We start from the raw sequence: 15,508 nt of genomic DNA, 5'->3' as shown, positions 1-15,508 counted from the left end.
CTGTGTGCATGACTCCTACGACCGAGACCATGGTCGGAATCGGCGGCGCGGCGGAGAGCACCGACATGGTGCTCAACATCGGCCCGCAGCACCCGTCCACGCACGGCGTGCTGCGGCTGAAGCTCGTGCTGGACGGCGAGCGGATCGTCCGGGCGGAGCCCGTGATCGGCTACATGCACCGGGGCGCGGAGAAGCTGTTCGAGGCCCGTGACTACCGGCAGATCATCGTGCTGGCCAACCGGCACGACTGGCTGTCGGCGTTCTCCAACGAGCTGGGCGTGGTCCTCGCCGTGGAGCGGATGCTCGGCATGGAGGTCCCCGAGCGCGCGGTGTGGCTGCGCACGCTGCTCGCCGAGCTGAACCGGGTGCTCAACCACCTGATGTTCCTCGGCTCCTATCCGCTGGAGCTCGGCGGCATCACCCCGATCTTCTACGCCTTCACCGAGCGCGAGAAGCTCCAGCACGTCATGGAGGAGGTCTCCGGCGGGCGCATGCACTACATGTTCAACCGTGTCGGCGGCCTCAAGGAGGACCTCCCGGCGGGCTGGACGGGACGCGCGCGTGCCGCGGTCGCCGAGGTGCGCTCGCACATGGACCGCATCGACGACCTGGTGCTCGGCAACGAGATCTTCCGCGGCCGCACCCGGGGCGTCGGCGCGCTGTCGCCGGAGGCGGTGCACGCGTACGGGGTGAGCGGGCCGATCGGGCGGGCCTCCGGCGTCGACTTCGACCTGCGCCGCGACGAACCGTATCTGGCCTACGGCGAGCTGGGCGACGTCCTCAAGGTGGTCACCCGCGAGGAGGGCGACTGCCTGGCCCGCTTCGAGTGCCTGCTGGAGCAGACGCACAACTCCCTGGACCTCGCCGACGCCTGCCTCGACCGGCTGGCGGAGCTGCCGCCCGGCCCGGTCAACCAGCGGCTCCCGAAGGTGCTCAAGGCGCCCGAGGGGCACACGTACGCGTGGACCGAGAACCCGCTCGGCATCAACGGCTACTACCTGGTCAGCAAGGGCGAGAAGACGCCGTACCGGCTGAAGCTGCGCTCGGCGTCGTACAACAACATCCAGGCGCTCACCGAGCTGCTGCCGGGCACGCTGGTCGCGGACATGGTGGCGATCCTGGGGTCGATGTTCTTCGTCGTCGGCGACATCGACAAGTAGCGCGGCACGTACTCCGGGAAGCGGCTGTCAGCCGGCCAGGACGTCTCCGGCGCCCACCGGCTGCACCAGCCACCCGAAGTCGCCGAGGCCGCCCTGCGCGGTCAGCTCGGAGGCCTCCCCGGCGGCGGCGAGGGCGCGGACGTAGCCGGCCGGGTCGCTGCTCGCCAGGGACAGCGGGGGGCGCCCGCCCGTGACGCCCAGGGCGCGCAGGGCGTCCCGCTGCGTCAGCAGGCGGGCGCCCGGCAGGGCGGGGGCGGTGGCGCACGCGTCCAGCGCGACGTGCGCCGTGAGGTCGCGGGAGCCGTCCGGCACGGGCGCCGTCTCCCGGCCCTCCCGGAACGCGGTCAGCGTCCCGAAGGGCGGGCGCGCGCCGGCGGTGTGCGCGTAGTCCACGGCGACGGCGGCGCCGCGCTCCAGCGTGGCGACGGCCGCCGTCCAGGCCCGGTCCCGGGGCAGCCCGATCTCCGCGCGCAGGCCCTCCTCGGGCGGCAGCGGCCACCACCGGTCCAGCCAGCCGGCGTCGGCGCCTGCGACCGGCTCCCCGAGCCGTTCGGCGCCGTCCGCCCGCACCAGCACGTACCGCGGGGTGCCGGACGCGTCCACCTCGGCGACGTCCACCGGCACGTTGTCCAGCCACTCGTTGGCGAACAGCAGCCCCGTGACGCCCTCGGGCGGCTCGTCCCGCCACACGATCCGGTCGTCAAGACCCTCGGGCCGCGCGGCCAGCTCGACCGCGTACGGGCGCACCCGGTCCGCCACGTCCGCGGGGAGCGCGCCGAGCACCCCGGTGACCAGTTCGCCCCGCCCGGCCGCCATGTCCACGAAGTCCAGCGCCGGCGGCCGTCCCAGCGTCTCGTCGACCCGGCACAGCAGCCGCGCCACGGCGCGTGCGTACAGCGGCGAGGCGTGCACGGACGTCCGGAAGTGCCCGGCCGGGCCCGCGCCGGGGCGGCGGTAGAAGCCGTCCGGGCCGTACAGGGCCTCCCGGGCCGCCTCCCGCCACCCGCGGAAACCGTTCTCCGCCGCCCCTTCCGTACCCGCCGTCACCGGTCTCACCGCCGCCCCGCGTCCGCCGTCGCCCTCCGCACCGGCCCAGGCTACGTGCGCGCACCGGACCGGCCTCCACCTTGGGGAGTACACGCGGCGCACGGGGATCGACCCTCCGGTTGACCCCTGCACGCATTTCGCTTCCCTACGCTGGGTTACGTGCAGCGCCTCTATGACTTCCTCCGCAGGCACCCGACGTGGGTCGACGGCTTCTGGGCCGTGATCCTGTTCGGGCTCTCGGTGATCGGCGGAGCGACCACGGAGGAGTCCCGGGGCACCGAGCTGCCCGCCCTCACCGTGCCGGTCGTGCTCCTGCTGTCCCTGGTCGTGGCGCTGCGCCGCCGGATGCCGGAGCGGATGCTGGTGCTCGCCCTGGGGGTGGGCCTCGCGCAGCTGGTGCTCGACGTGGCCACGGGGCCCGCCGACTTCGCCCTGCTGGTGATCGTCTACACAGTGGCGGCCGTCGGCGCCCGGTGGGCCTCCCGCGTCGCGCTGGCCGCCGGTCTGTGTGCCGCCCCGCTCGCCCAGCTGCGCTGGCCCAGCCCGCACTCCAGCACGTTCGAGAACGTCGCCCTGTCGATCATCCTGGCCGTGCCGTTCGCGCTCGCCTGGGTGCTCGGCGACTCCATACGCACCCGCCGCGCGTACTTCGCGCAGCTCGAGGAGCGGGCCGCCCGGCTGGAGAAGGAGCGCGAGGCGCAGGCCAAGGTGGCGGTCGCCGCCGAACGCGCCCGCATAGCCCGCGAGCTGCACGACGTGGTCGCGCACAACGTGTCGGTGATGGTGGTGCAGGCCGACGGCGCCGCCTACGTCCTCGACGCGGCGCCCGACCAGGCCAAGAAGGCCCTGGAGACCATCTCCGGCACCGGCCGCCAGGCCCTCGCCGAGATGCGCCGCCTGCTGGGCGTGCTGCGGACCGGCGAGCACCAGGAGGCGGGGGAGTACGTGCCGCAGCCGGGGCTCCAGCAGATCGAGGACCTCGTCGAGCAGTGCCGGGAGTCCGGGCTGCCGGTGGACTTCAAGGTCGAGGGCACCCCGCGCGAACTGCCCCGGGGGGTCGAGCTGACCGCCTACCGGATCGTGCAGGAGGCGCTGACCAACACCCGTAAGCACGGCGGTCCCAACGCGGGCGCCGGCGTGCGCCTGGTGTACTTCGACGACGGGCTGGGCCTGCTGGTGGAGGACGACGGCAAGGGCGCCCCGCACGAGCTGTACGAGGAGGGCGGGTTCGACGGCCAGGGGCACGGCCTGATCGGCATGCGCGAGCGGGTCGGCATGGTGGGCGGAACGCTGGACGCCGGGCCGCGGCCGGGCGGAGGATTCCGCATCAGCGCGCTGCTGCCCCTCAAACCGGCGCACTGACCGCATGCGCACGCCCCCGGTTGACACCTGTCACGCCCCCAGCGGCGACCCGGTCGCAACCTCAGTGACCACCACCGAGACCACCCGGACCACCGAACGGAAGAGGCCCCGATGACGATCCGCGTGATGCTCGTCGACGACCAGGTGCTGCTGCGCACCGGATTCCGGATGGTGCTCGCCGCCCAGCCGGACATGGAGGTCGTCGCGGAGGCGGGCAACGGCGTGGAGGCCCTGGAGGTGCTGCGGAGCACCGCCGTCGACGTGGTGCTCATGGACGTCCGCATGCCGAAGCTGGACGGCGTCGAGGCCACCCGCCGGATCTGCGCCGACACCGACCCGCCGAAGGTGCTGATCCTGACCACCTTCGACCTCGACGAGTACGCCTTCTCCGGGCTGAAGGCGGGCGCGTCCGGCTTCATGCTCAAGGACGTGCCGCCCGGCGAGCTGCTCACCGCGATCCGTGCCGTGCACAGCGGGGACGCCGTCGTGGCCCCCTCCACCACCCGCCGGCTCCTCGACCGGTTCGCCCCGATGCTGCCCAGCAGCGGCAAGCAGCCCGAGCACAAGGAGCTGGAGCGGCTCACCGAACGCGAGCGCGAGGTCATGGTGCTGGTCGCGCAGGGCCTGTCCAACGGGGAGATCGCGTCCCGGCTGGTGCTGTCCGAGGCGACCGTGAAGACGCACGTGGGCCGCATCCTCACCAAGCTGGGGCTGCGCGACCGCGTCCAGGTGGTCGTCCTCGCCTACGAGACGGGCCTGGTACGGGCCGGCGGACACGGCTGAGCGACGCCCCGGCCCCCGGTAGGGTGCCGCGCATGCTCCTGTGGATCAACGGCCCCTTCGGGGGCGGCAAGACACAGACCGCACACGAGATACGGCGCCGCCTGCCGGGCAGCGTCGTCTGCGACCCCGAGCAGCCCGGCTTCGGCCTCCACCGCATGCTGCCGCCTGAACTGCGCGGTGACTTCCAGGACTTGAAGGCCTGGCGGCAGGGTGTCGTGGAGGTCCTCGACCTCACCCTGACCCGGCGCGAGGGCGTGGTGATCGCGCCGATGACCGTCACCGACCCCGGCCACTTCGCCGAGACGGTGGGACGGCTGCGCGAACTGGGGCACGACGTACGGCACTTCACGCTGCTCGCCGAGCGGGAGACGGTGCTGCGGCGGCTGCGGGAGCGGGGGCTCGGGCATCTCGTCGGCGGCGGCCTGCGGCGGGAGAGCTGGGCGGTCGAGCGGCTCGGCCACTGCCTGGAGCGGCTCGCCGGACCGGAGTTCGCCGAGCACCTGTGGACCGACCACAGCACCGTGCCGAAGACGGCCGACCGCATCGCCGTCCTCGCCGGCCTCACCCTGCGCCCCAACCACGAAGGCCGTGTGCGCACCCGGCTGCGCCCGGCGGCCGTGGGCGTCCGCCACATCCGCCTGGGCTGAGACGTCCGTCCGGACCGACGCGTCGGTCGGGGCCTACCGGAGGATGCCCTCCAGGAAGTCGCTGCCCAGGCGGGCCACGACCGTCACGTCGAGCTGGTGCAGGACGTACCGGCCGCGGCGGCGGGTGGTGATCAGGCCCGCCTTCTTCAGCACGGCCAGGTGCCGGGATATCTCCGGCGCGGTCATGCCGTGCACCTGCGCCAGCTCGCTGGTGGTGTACGCGCTGCGGGCGAGGTTGCGGCACAGGCGCATCCGCACCGGGTGGGACAGCGCGGTCATCCGCAGGGCGAGCTGCTCGACGGTCGGCGGGGCGGCCAGCCCGGGGGAGCCGACCGGGTAGTGCAGCACGGGCTGCCAGCCGTGCCGGTGCAGCACCATCAGATGCGGCCAGCCGAGGCTGGTGGGGACCAGCAGCAGCCCGCCGTCACCGGTCGTGGTGCGGCCGTCGCCCAGCTTGTCGACGTCGATCCGGCCGGCCGCCTCGTCCAGCGTCACGGCGGAGGACACCGACGTCAGCGCCTCGCTCAGCCCCTTGCGGCGCAGCAGGTCCGTCTTGAGGCGGGCGTCCGCGGCGAGCTGGTGCCGCAGCCGGGACCACGCCTCCGCGAAGAACGCCTCGTCGCAGTCCTGGAGGAACTGCCGCAGCCACGCCCTGGTGCTCGGCGGGTCGGCCAGCAGCCGCTCGGTGAACAGCATCTGCCGTGGCCCCCGCGCGGCGGCCAGCTCCAGCGAGCGGCGGCGCAGCCCCTCGTCGGCCAGCGGGCCGAGCCCCGGCTCGTCGTAGGGGAGCGCGCAGGTGAACTCCAGGGCGCCGTCGACGAACTGCTCGTCCGACAGCTTGTCCAGCAGGTCCAGCTCCTCGGCGAGGGTGCCGCCGGGCAGCGCCGCGCGGCCCGGCACCCCGGCGCAGGCCAGGAACAGGTCGGAGAACGTGGTCCGCCACAGGAAGTCCGCCTCGCACAGGCGGTCCGCGAGATGCGGGTCCAGCCGTGCGGTCACCGCCGTCACCCAGGCCTGGGGGCCGGGGTGGTGGGCCGGCTCGGACAGCGCGTGCAGCGCCATGCCCAGCTCGGCCAGCGGCGAGATCACGGCGGCGATCCGCTCCGGCCGCAGCCCGGTGATGTCGATGTGCACGCCCATGCCCACATGGTGCACCCCGCCACCGACACCGGGCCCCGGCCGGTGTCCGCCCCCGGCGCGGCGGCTCGCTCCCGGCCGGCGTCCACCCCCGCCGCGCCGGTGCGGGCTACTTGCCGGTCAGGCGGCGGGCGAAGTCCGTGGCCGCCTCGCGGACGTCGTCTGCCGTCCACTCCAGGGCGGCGGAGCGGACGTAGACCTCGGTGAAGGTCAGGCCGGGTCCCTTGGGGTCCCAGTGGTTCGCGAACAGCATCGCGCCGGTCTCCTCGCCCGCCCGGATCGCCGTCTCCGCCACGAACTCCGTCTCGTACGGCAGCCACACCTGGAAGTCGTAGGTGTGCGGCACCTCCGGGTGCACCCGGAACCAGGGCAGCCCCCCTGCTTCCAGGCCCTCGCGCAGGGCGGCCGCCACCACGCGCGCGTGGCGGACGTACTCCGGCAGCCTGGGCAGCTCCCGGTCCAGCCCGATCAGCGCGGACAGCGCGGTCGGGAACTGCTGGAAGACCGCGCCCCCGTACCGGTGCCGCCAGGTCTTCGCCTCCTCGACCAGACAGGCGGGTCCGGCGATCGCCGCGCCGCCGAAGGCGTCGAGGGACTTGTAGAAGGACACGTAGACGCTGTCCGCGAGGCCCGCGATCTCCTCCAGCGGCTTCCCGAAGTGCTCGGTGCACTCCCACAGCCGCGCCCCGTCGACGTGGACGACCGCGTCGCGTTCCCGCGCGGCGTCCACCACCTCGGTCAGCTCCTCCCAGGTGGGCAGCACGAACCCGGCGTCCCTCAGGGGCAGTTCCAGCATCAGCGTCCCGAAGGGCTCCTCGAGGCCGCGGACCTCCTCGGCGGTGGGCAGCCTCGGCTCGTTCCCGAACCGCACCGGGCGCAGGCCGCTGACCTGGCTGAACGCGTTCCGCTCGTGCACCTCGGGGTGGCTGAGCGGGTGCAGCGCGACGGCCGGGTTCCCGGTGCGGCCGGCCCAGCAGCGCAGGGCGACCTGCTGCGCCATCGTGCCGGTCGGGAAGAACGCGGCCGCCTCGGTGCCGAGCAGTTCGGCGACCCGCTTCTCCAGGGCCTCGACGACCCCGTCGCCGTAGACGTCGGACGTCTCGTCGAGGTCGTAGGCGTCGCCGGCCGCCTCCAGGAGTGCCAGCCGCTCGCGGAGCGGGGCGAGGAAGCCGAGGCGCGCCAGCACGCGCGGTGCGTTGCGCCAGGCCGCGATGCGCCGTTCGCGCGGGGTGGGCGAGGGGGCCTCCTCCGCCTGCTCCGTCGCCTCCGCCCGTTCCGTCCGTTCCGTCCGCGGGGTCGTGCCGTCGTGGTCCGCCGTGTCAGTCATGCCCGCGATCATCCCCCGCCCCCTCCACGGGGTCACCTCCGTTTCCCCACGGGGCGTGGCGTGACGCGCCCCGCGGAAACCCACAGCCTGTGGACAACCGGTCGCCGCCGGAACCGATCGCGTTAACATGACGAGAAATCGTCCGGTACCCCGAGCGGACTGGAACGGGAAGGCCGTCGTCGCGTGAACACAACCCCACAGCCCGATCCCCGGGACCGCCCCGCGCGGCTCACCGTCGGCGTCGTAGGCGCCGGACGCGTGGGCCCCGCCCTCGCCGCGTCCCTGAAGCTGGCCGGACACCGCCCGGTGGCCGTCTCCGCCGTCTCCGACGCCTCCCGCAGGCGCGCCGAGGAGATGCTGCCGGACGTGCCGGTGGTGCCGCCCGCCGAGGTGCTGGAGCGGTCCGAGCTGGTGCTGCTGACCGTCCCCGACGACGCCCTGCCCGAGCTGGTCGCCGGGCTCGCCGACACCGGCGCGGTGCGCCCCGGCCAGCTCCTCGTGCACACCTCCGGACGCTACGGCGCGAAGGTGCTCGACCCCGCCCTGCGCGCCGGCGCGCTGCCGCTGGCCCTGCACCCGGCGATGACGTTCACCGGCACCCCCGTGGACGTGCAGCGGCTCGCCGGCTGCTCCTTCGGCGTCACCGCGCCCGAGGAGCTGCGGCTGGCCGCCGAGGCCCTGGTCATCGAGATGGGCGGCGAGCCCGAGTGGATCGCCGAGGAGAACCGCCCGCTCTACCACGCCGCCCTCGCCCTGGGCGCCAACCATCTGGTCACCCTGGTGGCCCAGTCCCTGGAGCTGCTGCGCACCGCGGGCGTCGGCGCCCCCGACCGGATGCTCGGCCCGCTGCTCGGCGCCGCCCTCGACAACGCCCTGCGCTCCGGCGACGCGGCCCTCACCGGCCCGGTCGCGCGCGGCGACGCCGGCACGGTCGCGGCACACGTCGCCGTGCTGCGCGAGCACGCCCCGGGGACCGTCGCCGGGTATCTGGCCATGGCCCGCGCCACCGCCGACCGCGCCCTCGCCCACGGGCTGCTGAAGCCGGAGCTCGCCGAGCCCCTCCTCGGGGTGCTCGCCGGCCCCGCCGACGGCGCGGGCGGCCCCGGAACCACCCCCGGAAGCACCCCATGACCGGTACCGCCCGCACTCCGCACACCCACCCCACCCGTACGCCCCCGCGCGCGTCCCGGAACGGAGCCGCCCGATGACCGCCACCCTGCTGCGCACCGCCGCCGACCTGCACGCCCGCGCGCGTACCGGCCGCCGTGCCGTCGTGATGACCATGGGCGCGCTGCACGAGGGCCACGCCACGCTGATCCGCACCGCCCGGGGGATCGCCGGACCGGACGGCGAGGTCGTCGTCACCGTCTTCGTCAACCCGCTCCAGTTCGGCGCCGGCGAGGACCTGGACCGCTACCCGCGCACCCTGGACGCCGACGTCGAGCTGGCCGGGGAGTCCGGCGCGGACGCGGTGTTCGCCCCGTCCGTCGACGAGGTCTACCCGGGCGGCGAACCCCAGGTCCGGATCAGCGCCGGGCCCATGGGCGAGCGGCTGGAGGGCGCCGCCCGGCCCGGCCACTTCGACGGCATGCTCACCGTCGTGGCGAAGCTGCTGCACCTCACCCGCCCCGACGTCGCCCTCTACGGGCAGAAGGACGCTCAGCAGCTCGCCCTGATCCGGCGCATGGTGCGCGACCTGAACTTCGGGGTGGAGATCGTCGGCGTGCCCACCGTCCGCGAGGAGGACGGGCTCGCCCTGTCCAGCCGCAACCGCTACCTCTCGCCCGCCGAGCGGCGCACCGCGCTCGCCCTGTCGCAGGCCCTTTTCGCGGGCCGCGACCGGCACGCCGCGCAGGAGGCGCTGCGCGCCCGCGCCCGTGAGGTGCCCGCCACCCTCGCGCGTGCCGAGGCGCTCAGCGCGATCGGCGAGTCCCGCGCCGCCGCCGACGCGCACGCCGTCGCCACCACCGCCGGCGGCCCCGCGGCGGTCCGCGCCGCCGCCCGCCTGGTGCTGGACGAGGCCGCCCGCCTCGACCCGCCGCTGCGGCTGGACTACCTGGCGCTGGTCGACCCGGCCGACTTCACCGAGATCGGCGACGACTTCACCGGCGAGGCCGTCCTCGCGGTCGCCGCGCGGGTGGGCGACACCCGGCTCATCGACAACCTCCCGCTGACCTTCGGAACGTTCGGAGACGCCTCGTGACCAGCACAGGCATACGCCCGCCCGCCGTCCGCCCCGAAGCGGCGGCGCCCGGCACCCGCCCCCGACTGCACGCGCCCGCGCCCGGGTGGTCCATCGACGCGGACGTGGTGGTCGTCGGCTCCGGCGTCGCCGGTCTCACCGCCGCCCTGCGCTGCGAGGCCGCCGGCCTGACCACCGTGGTGGTCACCAAGGCGCGCCTCGACGACGGCTCGACCCGCTGGGCGCAGGGCGGCATCGCCGCGGCCCTCGGCGAGGGCGACACCCCCGAGCAGCATCTCGACGACACCCTGGTCGCCGGCGCGGGCCTGTGCGACGAGGAGGCGGTGCGCATCCTGGTCACCGAGGGCCCCGACGCCGTACGGCGGCTCATCGCGACCGGCGCGCGGTTCGACGCGTCCACCGACGGCGACCTGGAACTCACCCGCGAGGGAGGCCACCACCGCCGCCGCATCGCCCACGCGGGCGGCGACGCCACCGGCGCGGAGATCTCCCGCGCCCTGGTCGAGGCGGTCCGCGCCCGCGGGCTGCGCACCGTCGAGAACGCGCTCGTCCTCGACCTCCTCACCGACGCCGAGGGCCGCACCGCCGGCGTCACCCTGCACGTCATGGGCGAGGGCCAGCACGACGGCGTGGGCGCGGTGCACGCGCCCGCCGTGGTGCTCGCCACCGGCGGCATGGGCCAGGTGTTCTCCGCGACCACCAACCCGGCCGTCTCCACCGGCGACGGCGTCGCCCTCGCGCTGCGCGCGGGCGCCGAGGTGAGCGACCTGGAGTTCGTCCAGTTCCACCCCACGGTGCTGTTCCTCGGCGCGGACGCGGAGGGCCAGCAGCCGCTGGTCTCGGAGGCGGTGCGCGGCGAGGGCGCCCACCTGGTGGACGCCGACGGCGTGCGCTTCATGCTCGGGCAGCACGAGCTGGCCGAGCTGGCCCCGCGCGACATCGTCGCCAAGGGCATCATGCGCCGCATGCGGGAGAACGACACCGAGCACATGTACCTCGACGCCCGCCACTTCGGCGCCGAGATGTGGGAGCACCGCTTCCCGACGATCCTGGCCGCCTGCCGCGCCCACGGCATCGACCCGGTCACCGAGCCCGTGCCGGTCGCCCCCGCCGCGCACTACGCCTCCGGCGGCGTCCGCACCGACTCCCACGGCCGCACCACGGTGCCCGGCCTGTACGCGTGCGGCGAGGTCGCCTGCACCGGCGTGCACGGCGCCAACCGGCTCGCGTCCAACTCGCTGCTCGAAGGCCTCGTCTACGCCGAGCGCATCGCCGCCGACATCGTCCGCACCGGCCTCCACGCGCGCGTGCCGCAGCCGCTGCCCACGCAGCAGCGCCCCGCGCACCCGCTGCTCCCGCCCGAGGCGCGCTTCGCCGTCCAGCGGATCATGACCCGCGGCGCGGGCGTGCTGCGCTCCGAGGCGTCCCTGGCCGAGGCCGCCGACCGCCTGCACCGGCTGCACGCCGACGCGCGCGACGCCCTCGACGAGAACGGCAAGACCGCCGAGCCGGGCGTCGACACCTGGGAGGCCACCAACCTGCTGTGCGTCGCCCGTGTCCTGGTGGCCGCGGCCCGGCAGCGCGAGGAGACCCGCGGCTGCCACTGGCGCGAGGACCGTCCCGAGCGCGACGACACGGCGTGGCGCCGCCACATCGTCGTACGGCTGAATCCCGACCGATCGCTGGCGGTGCGCACCACCGACACCACAGACTTCCCCCCGACCCTCCCCCAGGCCCAGGAGCAGTGACAGCAGTGACCACCCCCGACCTTCCCCTCGTCTCCTCCTCCGGCGGCTGCGGCGACGGCTGTGCCTGCGGCGCCGGCGAGGAGGACGCCTACCTGGAGTGCGGGCTCGACCCCGCGCTCGCCCAGCTCCTGGCCGACGCGGGGCTCGACCCCGTCGAGGTCGAGGACATCGCCAACGTGGCCCTCCAGGAGGACCTGGCGCACGGCGTGGACGTGACCACGGTCGCGACCATCCCCGAGGACGCCGTCGCCACCGCCGACTTCACCGCCCGCGAGGCGGGCACGGTGGCCGGCCTGCGGGTCGCCGAGGCGGTCATGTCGATCGTCTGCACCGAGGAGTTCGAGGTCGAGCGGCACGTGGAGGACGGCGACCGGGTGGAGGCCGGCCAGGTCCTGCTGTCGGTCACCACCCGCACCCGCGACATCCTCACCGCCGAGCGCAGCGCCCTGAACCTGCTGTGCCGGCTGTCCGGCATCGCGACGGCCACGCGCGCGTGGGCGGACGCCCTGGAGGGCACCAGGGCGAAGGTGCGCGACACCCGCAAGACCACGCCGGGGCTGCGCAGCCTGGAGAAGTTCGCCGTGCGCTGCGGCGGCGGCGCCAACCACCGCATGTCCCTGTCGGACGCGGCGCTGGTCAAGGACAACCACGTGGTCGCCGCCGGCGGCGTCGCGCAGGCCTTCAGGGCCGTCCGCGAGCGCTTCCCCGACGTCCCGATCGAGGTGGAGGTCGACACCCTGCACCAGCTCCGCGAGGTGCTGGACGCGGGCGCCGACCTGATCCTGCTGGACAACTTCACCCCCGGAGAGTGCGAGGAGGCCGTCGCCCTCGTCGACGGCCGCGCGGCCCTGGAGGCCTCCGGCCGCCTCACCCTCGCGGGCGCGAAGGCGTACGCCGACACGGGCGTCGACTACCTCGCCGTGGGCGCCCTGACCCACTCCTCGCCGATCCTCGACATCGGCCTCGACCTGCGCGCCGCGGAGTAGGACGGGCCATGCTGCTGACCATCGACGTGGGCAACACGCACACCGTCCTCGGCCTGTTCGACGGCGACGAGATCGTCGAGCACTGGCGCATCTCCACGGACGCGCGGCGCACGGCGGACGAGCTGGCCGTGCTCCTCCAGGGCCTGATGGGCATGCACCCGCTGCTGGGCGAGGAGCTGGGCGACGGCATCGACGGCATCGCCATCTGCGCCACCGTCCCGTCCGTGCTGCACGAACTGCGCGAGGTCACCCGCCGGTACTACGGCGACGTGCCCGCGGTGCTCGTGGAGCCGGGCGTGAAGACGGGGGTGCCGATCCAGTTCGACAACCCCAAGGAGGTCGGCGCCGACCGCATCATCAACGCGGTCGCCGCCAACGAGCTGTACGGCGGCCCGGCGATCGTCGTCGACTTCGGCACGGCGACGACGTTCGACGCGGTCTCCGCGCGCGGGGAGTACGTCGGCGGGGTCATCGCGCCCGGCATCGAGATCTCGGTGGAGGCGCTCGGGGTCAAGGCGGCCCAGCTGCGCAAGATCGAGGTGGCCCGGCCGCGCACGGTGATCGGCAAGAACACGGTCGCGGCGATGCAGTCGGGGATCGTGTACGGGTTCGCCGGGCAGGTCGACGGGGTCGTCAACCGCATGGCGCGGGAGCTGGCGGAGGATCCGGACGACGTGACCGTCATCGCCACGGGGGGACTGGCGCCGATGGTGTTGGGGGAGGCGACGGTGATCGATGAGCATGAGCCGTGGCTCACGTTGATCGGGCTTCGGCTGGTCTATGAGCGGAACGTGTCGCGTATGTAGGTGCGGGCGGCCTCCGGCGGGTGTGGATGTGGGCCTGGGCCGGGAGGTGTGCGGCGCTGTCACCACCGTTCGCGCAGTTCCCCGCGCCCCTGGGGTGTGCGGTCGGCCCGTGCCGGATCGGTGACCCGGGTCCCACCACCGTTCGCGCAGTTCCCCGCGCCCCTTGAGGGTGTTGCAGGTGCCCGCCGTGTCCACCTGCGCACATGCGCGGCCAGGTGGGTGTTGGGGTGCGCCACACCCTGTCCCGTATGCCGTGTTTGTCTGATTAGCGCGTATCGTCGGCGCATGCCCACGCCCTACGGATCCCGCGGCGGCCTGGCGTTCGGTGCGGAGGAGCTGCGTGTGCTCCGCCGTGCTCTCGCCCTCGCCCTGCACCCCAGCCCGGCCACGGCCGACGACGTCCAGGACTGCCTGCGCCTCGCCGCGTCCCTCGACGAGGCGACGCGCGAGAGCGCCCGGCTGCGCGCCTTCCTGGTGGCCGATCTCGGCCGCTACCGCGCCGCCCTCCCCGGCACCGCCGCCGGCTACCTCGCGCTCCTGGAAGAGGCGCTGGGCGCCGGATACCGGCCTCAGCCGGACGATCTGGCCGCCCTGCGCGCCCTGCGCGGCAACCCCACCGCCGCCGCCCTGCTGCGGCACTGCGAGCGCGTCCGCCTCACCGCCCTGCCCGGGGGCCTGTCCGCCGCGGGCCAGGAGCAGGAGCGGGAGCGGGAGGAGGGGGAGGAGAAGCCCGAGGAGCGGCCCTCCGCGCCGAACCCGAGCCCGAGCCCCGCGCCCGGCACCCCCCGTCCGGCCCGGCGGCCCGTGCCCACGCCCGGCGAGGTCTTCCCCCGGCGCAAACCCGCCACGCCCCCGCCGGACCAGCACCTGGCCGCCGGCTGACCCGTTCCCCTGGCTACCCTGGACGCATGGACTACGTCTCCGCGCTCCTGCCCCCGGTCGTCATGGCCGTCTTCTTCATCGGCGTGATCCGCGTCATCGTGAAGACGCAGGGCGGCGCCAACAAGACCAAGGAGGACGCCGCCGTCGACGCGGCCCTCGCCCGGGCGGACGGCGCGCCCGCCGGCAAGACCGACGCCTGACCGGGACCACCCCGGCCCCTCAGGGGCGTACGACCCGCCGTCGTACGCCCCTTTTGTCATGCTTCGCCAGGTATCGCGCACGTCCGGCACGCCATTGCCGTGATCTCCCACTATTGTTCTGAGTTGTGCCTCGCCCATTGGGAGAACTCGAAGACGCGGTGATGACGCGGGTCTGGAAGTGGAACCGCCCGGTGACCGTTCGGGAAGTCCTGGAAGATCTCCAGAAGGAACGGTCCATCGCGTACACCACGGTGATGACCGTTCTGGACAATCTCCATCAGAAGGGCTGGGTGCGACGCGAGTCCGAAGGACGCGCCTATCGATATGAGGCCGTCTCCACTCGCGCCGCCTACGCCGCCGCCCTCATGAACGAGGCGTGGTCGCGGAGCGACAACGCCGCCGCGGCTCTCGTCGCGTTCTTCGGCATGATGAGCGAGGAACAGCGGCAGGCTCTCCAGGACGCCATGCGGATCGTCCAGCTGCCGCAAACCACCGACGGTGACTCCGGCAGCACGGGCTCTGTCGAGGACGAGAACCCCGCCTCCCGTGACGAGCCCGGCGGGCGATAACGTCCGTCCATGTCAGCAGACAGCCCCGAAGTCACCGCGAATGCCCTCACCGTACGGCGGGCCCGCACCAGCGATGTGCCGGCCGTACGCCGCCTGCTCGACGTCTACGTCCGCGAGGGCATCCTGCTCGACAAAGCCACGGTGACGCTTTACGAGGACATCCAGGAGTTCTGGGTGGCGGAACGGGACGACAACGCGGAGGTCGTCGGCTGCGGCGCCCTGCACGTGATGTGGGAAGACCTCGCCGAAGTGCGCACTCTCGCCGTGAAGCCGGGCCTGAAGGGGGCCGGCGTGGGCCACCGCGTGCTGGAGAAGTTGCTGCAGACGGCCCGCTGGCTCGGTGTTCGGCGCGTATTCTGCCTGACCTTCGAAGTGGACTTCTTCGCCAAGCACGGCTTCGTGGAGATCGGCGAGACGCCCGTCGACCGCGATGTGTACGCGGAGTTGCTGCGCTCCTATGACGAGGGCGTCGCGGAGTTCCTGGGTCTCGAACGCGTGAAACCGAACACCTTGGGCAACAGCCGGATGCTTCTGCATCTGTGATCTGTGTCAGGGCCCCTATGCGGGGCCCTATGTCCGAAACGCGCATGTTTCCGTGGTGCGCGCGGGGCCCTGCCCTTCGCCGGGGGTTTGTGTTTTTACGGCAAAAGC

General features: G+C 73.9%; 16 protein-coding genes. 13 read left to right on the top strand and 3 right to left on the bottom strand.

The genetic code is table 11. The annotated features are described in order from the left end of the window. Window positions 1–8 precede the first annotated feature (8 nt). Window positions 9–1,160, top strand: a complete 1,152-nt coding sequence (locus tag ACFOSY_RS23660) for an NADH-quinone oxidoreductase subunit D (protein ID WP_394310157.1) — start codon at window positions 9–11, stop codon at window positions 1,158–1,160. A 27-nt stretch (window positions 1,161–1,187) separates the two neighbouring features. On the opposite strand, the gene ACFOSY_RS23655 is transcribed toward ACFOSY_RS23660, so the two are convergent. Continuing rightward, entirely contained in the window at window positions 1,188–2,207 is a 1,020-nt protein-coding gene (locus ACFOSY_RS23655; RefSeq protein ID WP_394310155.1) for an SAM-dependent methyltransferase, read from the bottom strand. 159 nt (window positions 2,208–2,366) lie between these two features. Here ACFOSY_RS23655 and ACFOSY_RS23650 point away from each other — a divergent pair, with 159 nt between their 5' ends. The 3 genes from ACFOSY_RS23650 (at window position 2,367) to ACFOSY_RS23640 (ending at window position 4,999) form a co-directional block, all read left to right on the top strand. Then, window positions 2,367–3,569: a sensor histidine kinase gene (locus ACFOSY_RS23650; protein WP_394310151.1), complete on the top strand. Its 1,203-nt coding sequence runs from the start codon at window positions 2,367–2,369 to the stop codon at window positions 3,567–3,569. A gap of 111 nt (window positions 3,570–3,680) precedes the next feature. Beyond that, complete coding sequence (locus tag ACFOSY_RS23645) at window positions 3,681–4,352, top strand: response regulator (protein ID WP_394310149.1); 672 nt, start codon at window positions 3,681–3,683, stop codon at window positions 4,350–4,352. A gap of 32 nt (window positions 4,353–4,384) precedes the next feature. Continuing rightward, window positions 4,385–4,999, top strand: coding sequence for an AAA family ATPase (locus ACFOSY_RS23640; RefSeq protein ID WP_394310147.1), 615 nt, complete (start codon window positions 4,385–4,387; stop codon window positions 4,997–4,999). A 33-nt stretch (window positions 5,000–5,032) separates the two neighbouring features. Here ACFOSY_RS23640 and ACFOSY_RS23635 read toward each other — a convergent pair whose 3' ends face one another. Both ACFOSY_RS23635 and ACFOSY_RS23630 read right to left on the bottom strand, forming a co-directional pair. Continuing rightward, window positions 5,033–6,139, bottom strand: a complete 1,107-nt coding sequence (locus ACFOSY_RS23635; protein WP_394310146.1) for a DUF5937 family protein — start codon at window positions 6,137–6,139, stop codon at window positions 5,033–5,035. 106 nt (window positions 6,140–6,245) lie between these two features. Further along, window positions 6,246–7,475, bottom strand: coding sequence for a threonine aldolase family protein (locus tag ACFOSY_RS23630; RefSeq protein ID WP_394310143.1), 1,230 nt, complete (start codon window positions 7,473–7,475; stop codon window positions 6,246–6,248). Between the two features lie 171 nt (window positions 7,476–7,646). Here ACFOSY_RS23630 and ACFOSY_RS23625 point away from each other — a divergent pair, with 171 nt between their 5' ends. The 9 genes from ACFOSY_RS23625 (at window position 7,647) to ACFOSY_RS23585 (ending at window position 15,400) form a co-directional block, all read left to right on the top strand. After that, on the top strand, window positions 7,647–8,594 hold the full coding sequence (locus tag ACFOSY_RS23625; RefSeq protein ID WP_394310141.1) for a Rossmann-like and DUF2520 domain-containing protein: 948 nt from the start codon (window positions 7,647–7,649) through the stop codon (window positions 8,592–8,594). Window positions 8,595–8,667: 73 nt separating this feature from the next. After that, window positions 8,668–9,666: a pantoate--beta-alanine ligase gene (panC, locus tag ACFOSY_RS23620; protein ID WP_394310139.1), complete on the top strand. Its 999-nt coding sequence runs from the start codon at window positions 8,668–8,670 to the stop codon at window positions 9,664–9,666. An 11-nt stretch (window positions 9,667–9,677) separates the two neighbouring features. Further along, entirely contained in the window at window positions 9,678–11,414 is a 1,737-nt protein-coding gene (locus ACFOSY_RS23615; protein ID WP_394310377.1) for an L-aspartate oxidase, read from the top strand. A gap of 5 nt (window positions 11,415–11,419) precedes the next feature. Continuing rightward, entirely contained in the window at window positions 11,420–12,400 is a 981-nt protein-coding gene (gene nadC, locus ACFOSY_RS23610; RefSeq protein WP_394310137.1) for a carboxylating nicotinate-nucleotide diphosphorylase, read from the top strand. A gap of 8 nt (window positions 12,401–12,408) precedes the next feature. Beyond that, entirely contained in the window at window positions 12,409–13,206 is a 798-nt protein-coding gene (locus ACFOSY_RS23605) for a type III pantothenate kinase (protein WP_225656935.1), read from the top strand. A 285-nt stretch (window positions 13,207–13,491) separates the two neighbouring features. Then, window positions 13,492–14,088, top strand: coding sequence for a hypothetical protein (locus ACFOSY_RS23600; protein ID WP_394310135.1), 597 nt, complete (start codon window positions 13,492–13,494; stop codon window positions 14,086–14,088). A 26-nt stretch (window positions 14,089–14,114) separates the two neighbouring features. After that, complete coding sequence (locus ACFOSY_RS23595) at window positions 14,115–14,288, top strand: hypothetical protein (RefSeq protein ID WP_006129608.1); 174 nt, start codon at window positions 14,115–14,117, stop codon at window positions 14,286–14,288. 125 nt (window positions 14,289–14,413) lie between these two features. Then, on the top strand, window positions 14,414–14,857 hold the full coding sequence (locus tag ACFOSY_RS23590; RefSeq protein ID WP_394310132.1) for a BlaI/MecI/CopY family transcriptional regulator: 444 nt from the start codon (window positions 14,414–14,416) through the stop codon (window positions 14,855–14,857). A 9-nt stretch (window positions 14,858–14,866) separates the two neighbouring features. After that, window positions 14,867–15,400, top strand: a complete 534-nt coding sequence (locus ACFOSY_RS23585) for an amino-acid N-acetyltransferase (RefSeq protein ID WP_006129606.1) — start codon at window positions 14,867–14,869, stop codon at window positions 15,398–15,400. Window positions 15,401–15,508 lie beyond the last annotated feature (108 nt).

The organism is Streptomyces lusitanus (genome assembly GCF_042647945.1).
Classification (GTDB): domain Bacteria; phylum Actinomycetota; class Actinomycetes; order Streptomycetales; family Streptomycetaceae; genus Streptomyces; species Streptomyces pseudogriseolus.
This window is presented reverse-complemented; position numbering and strand designations above follow the sequence as displayed.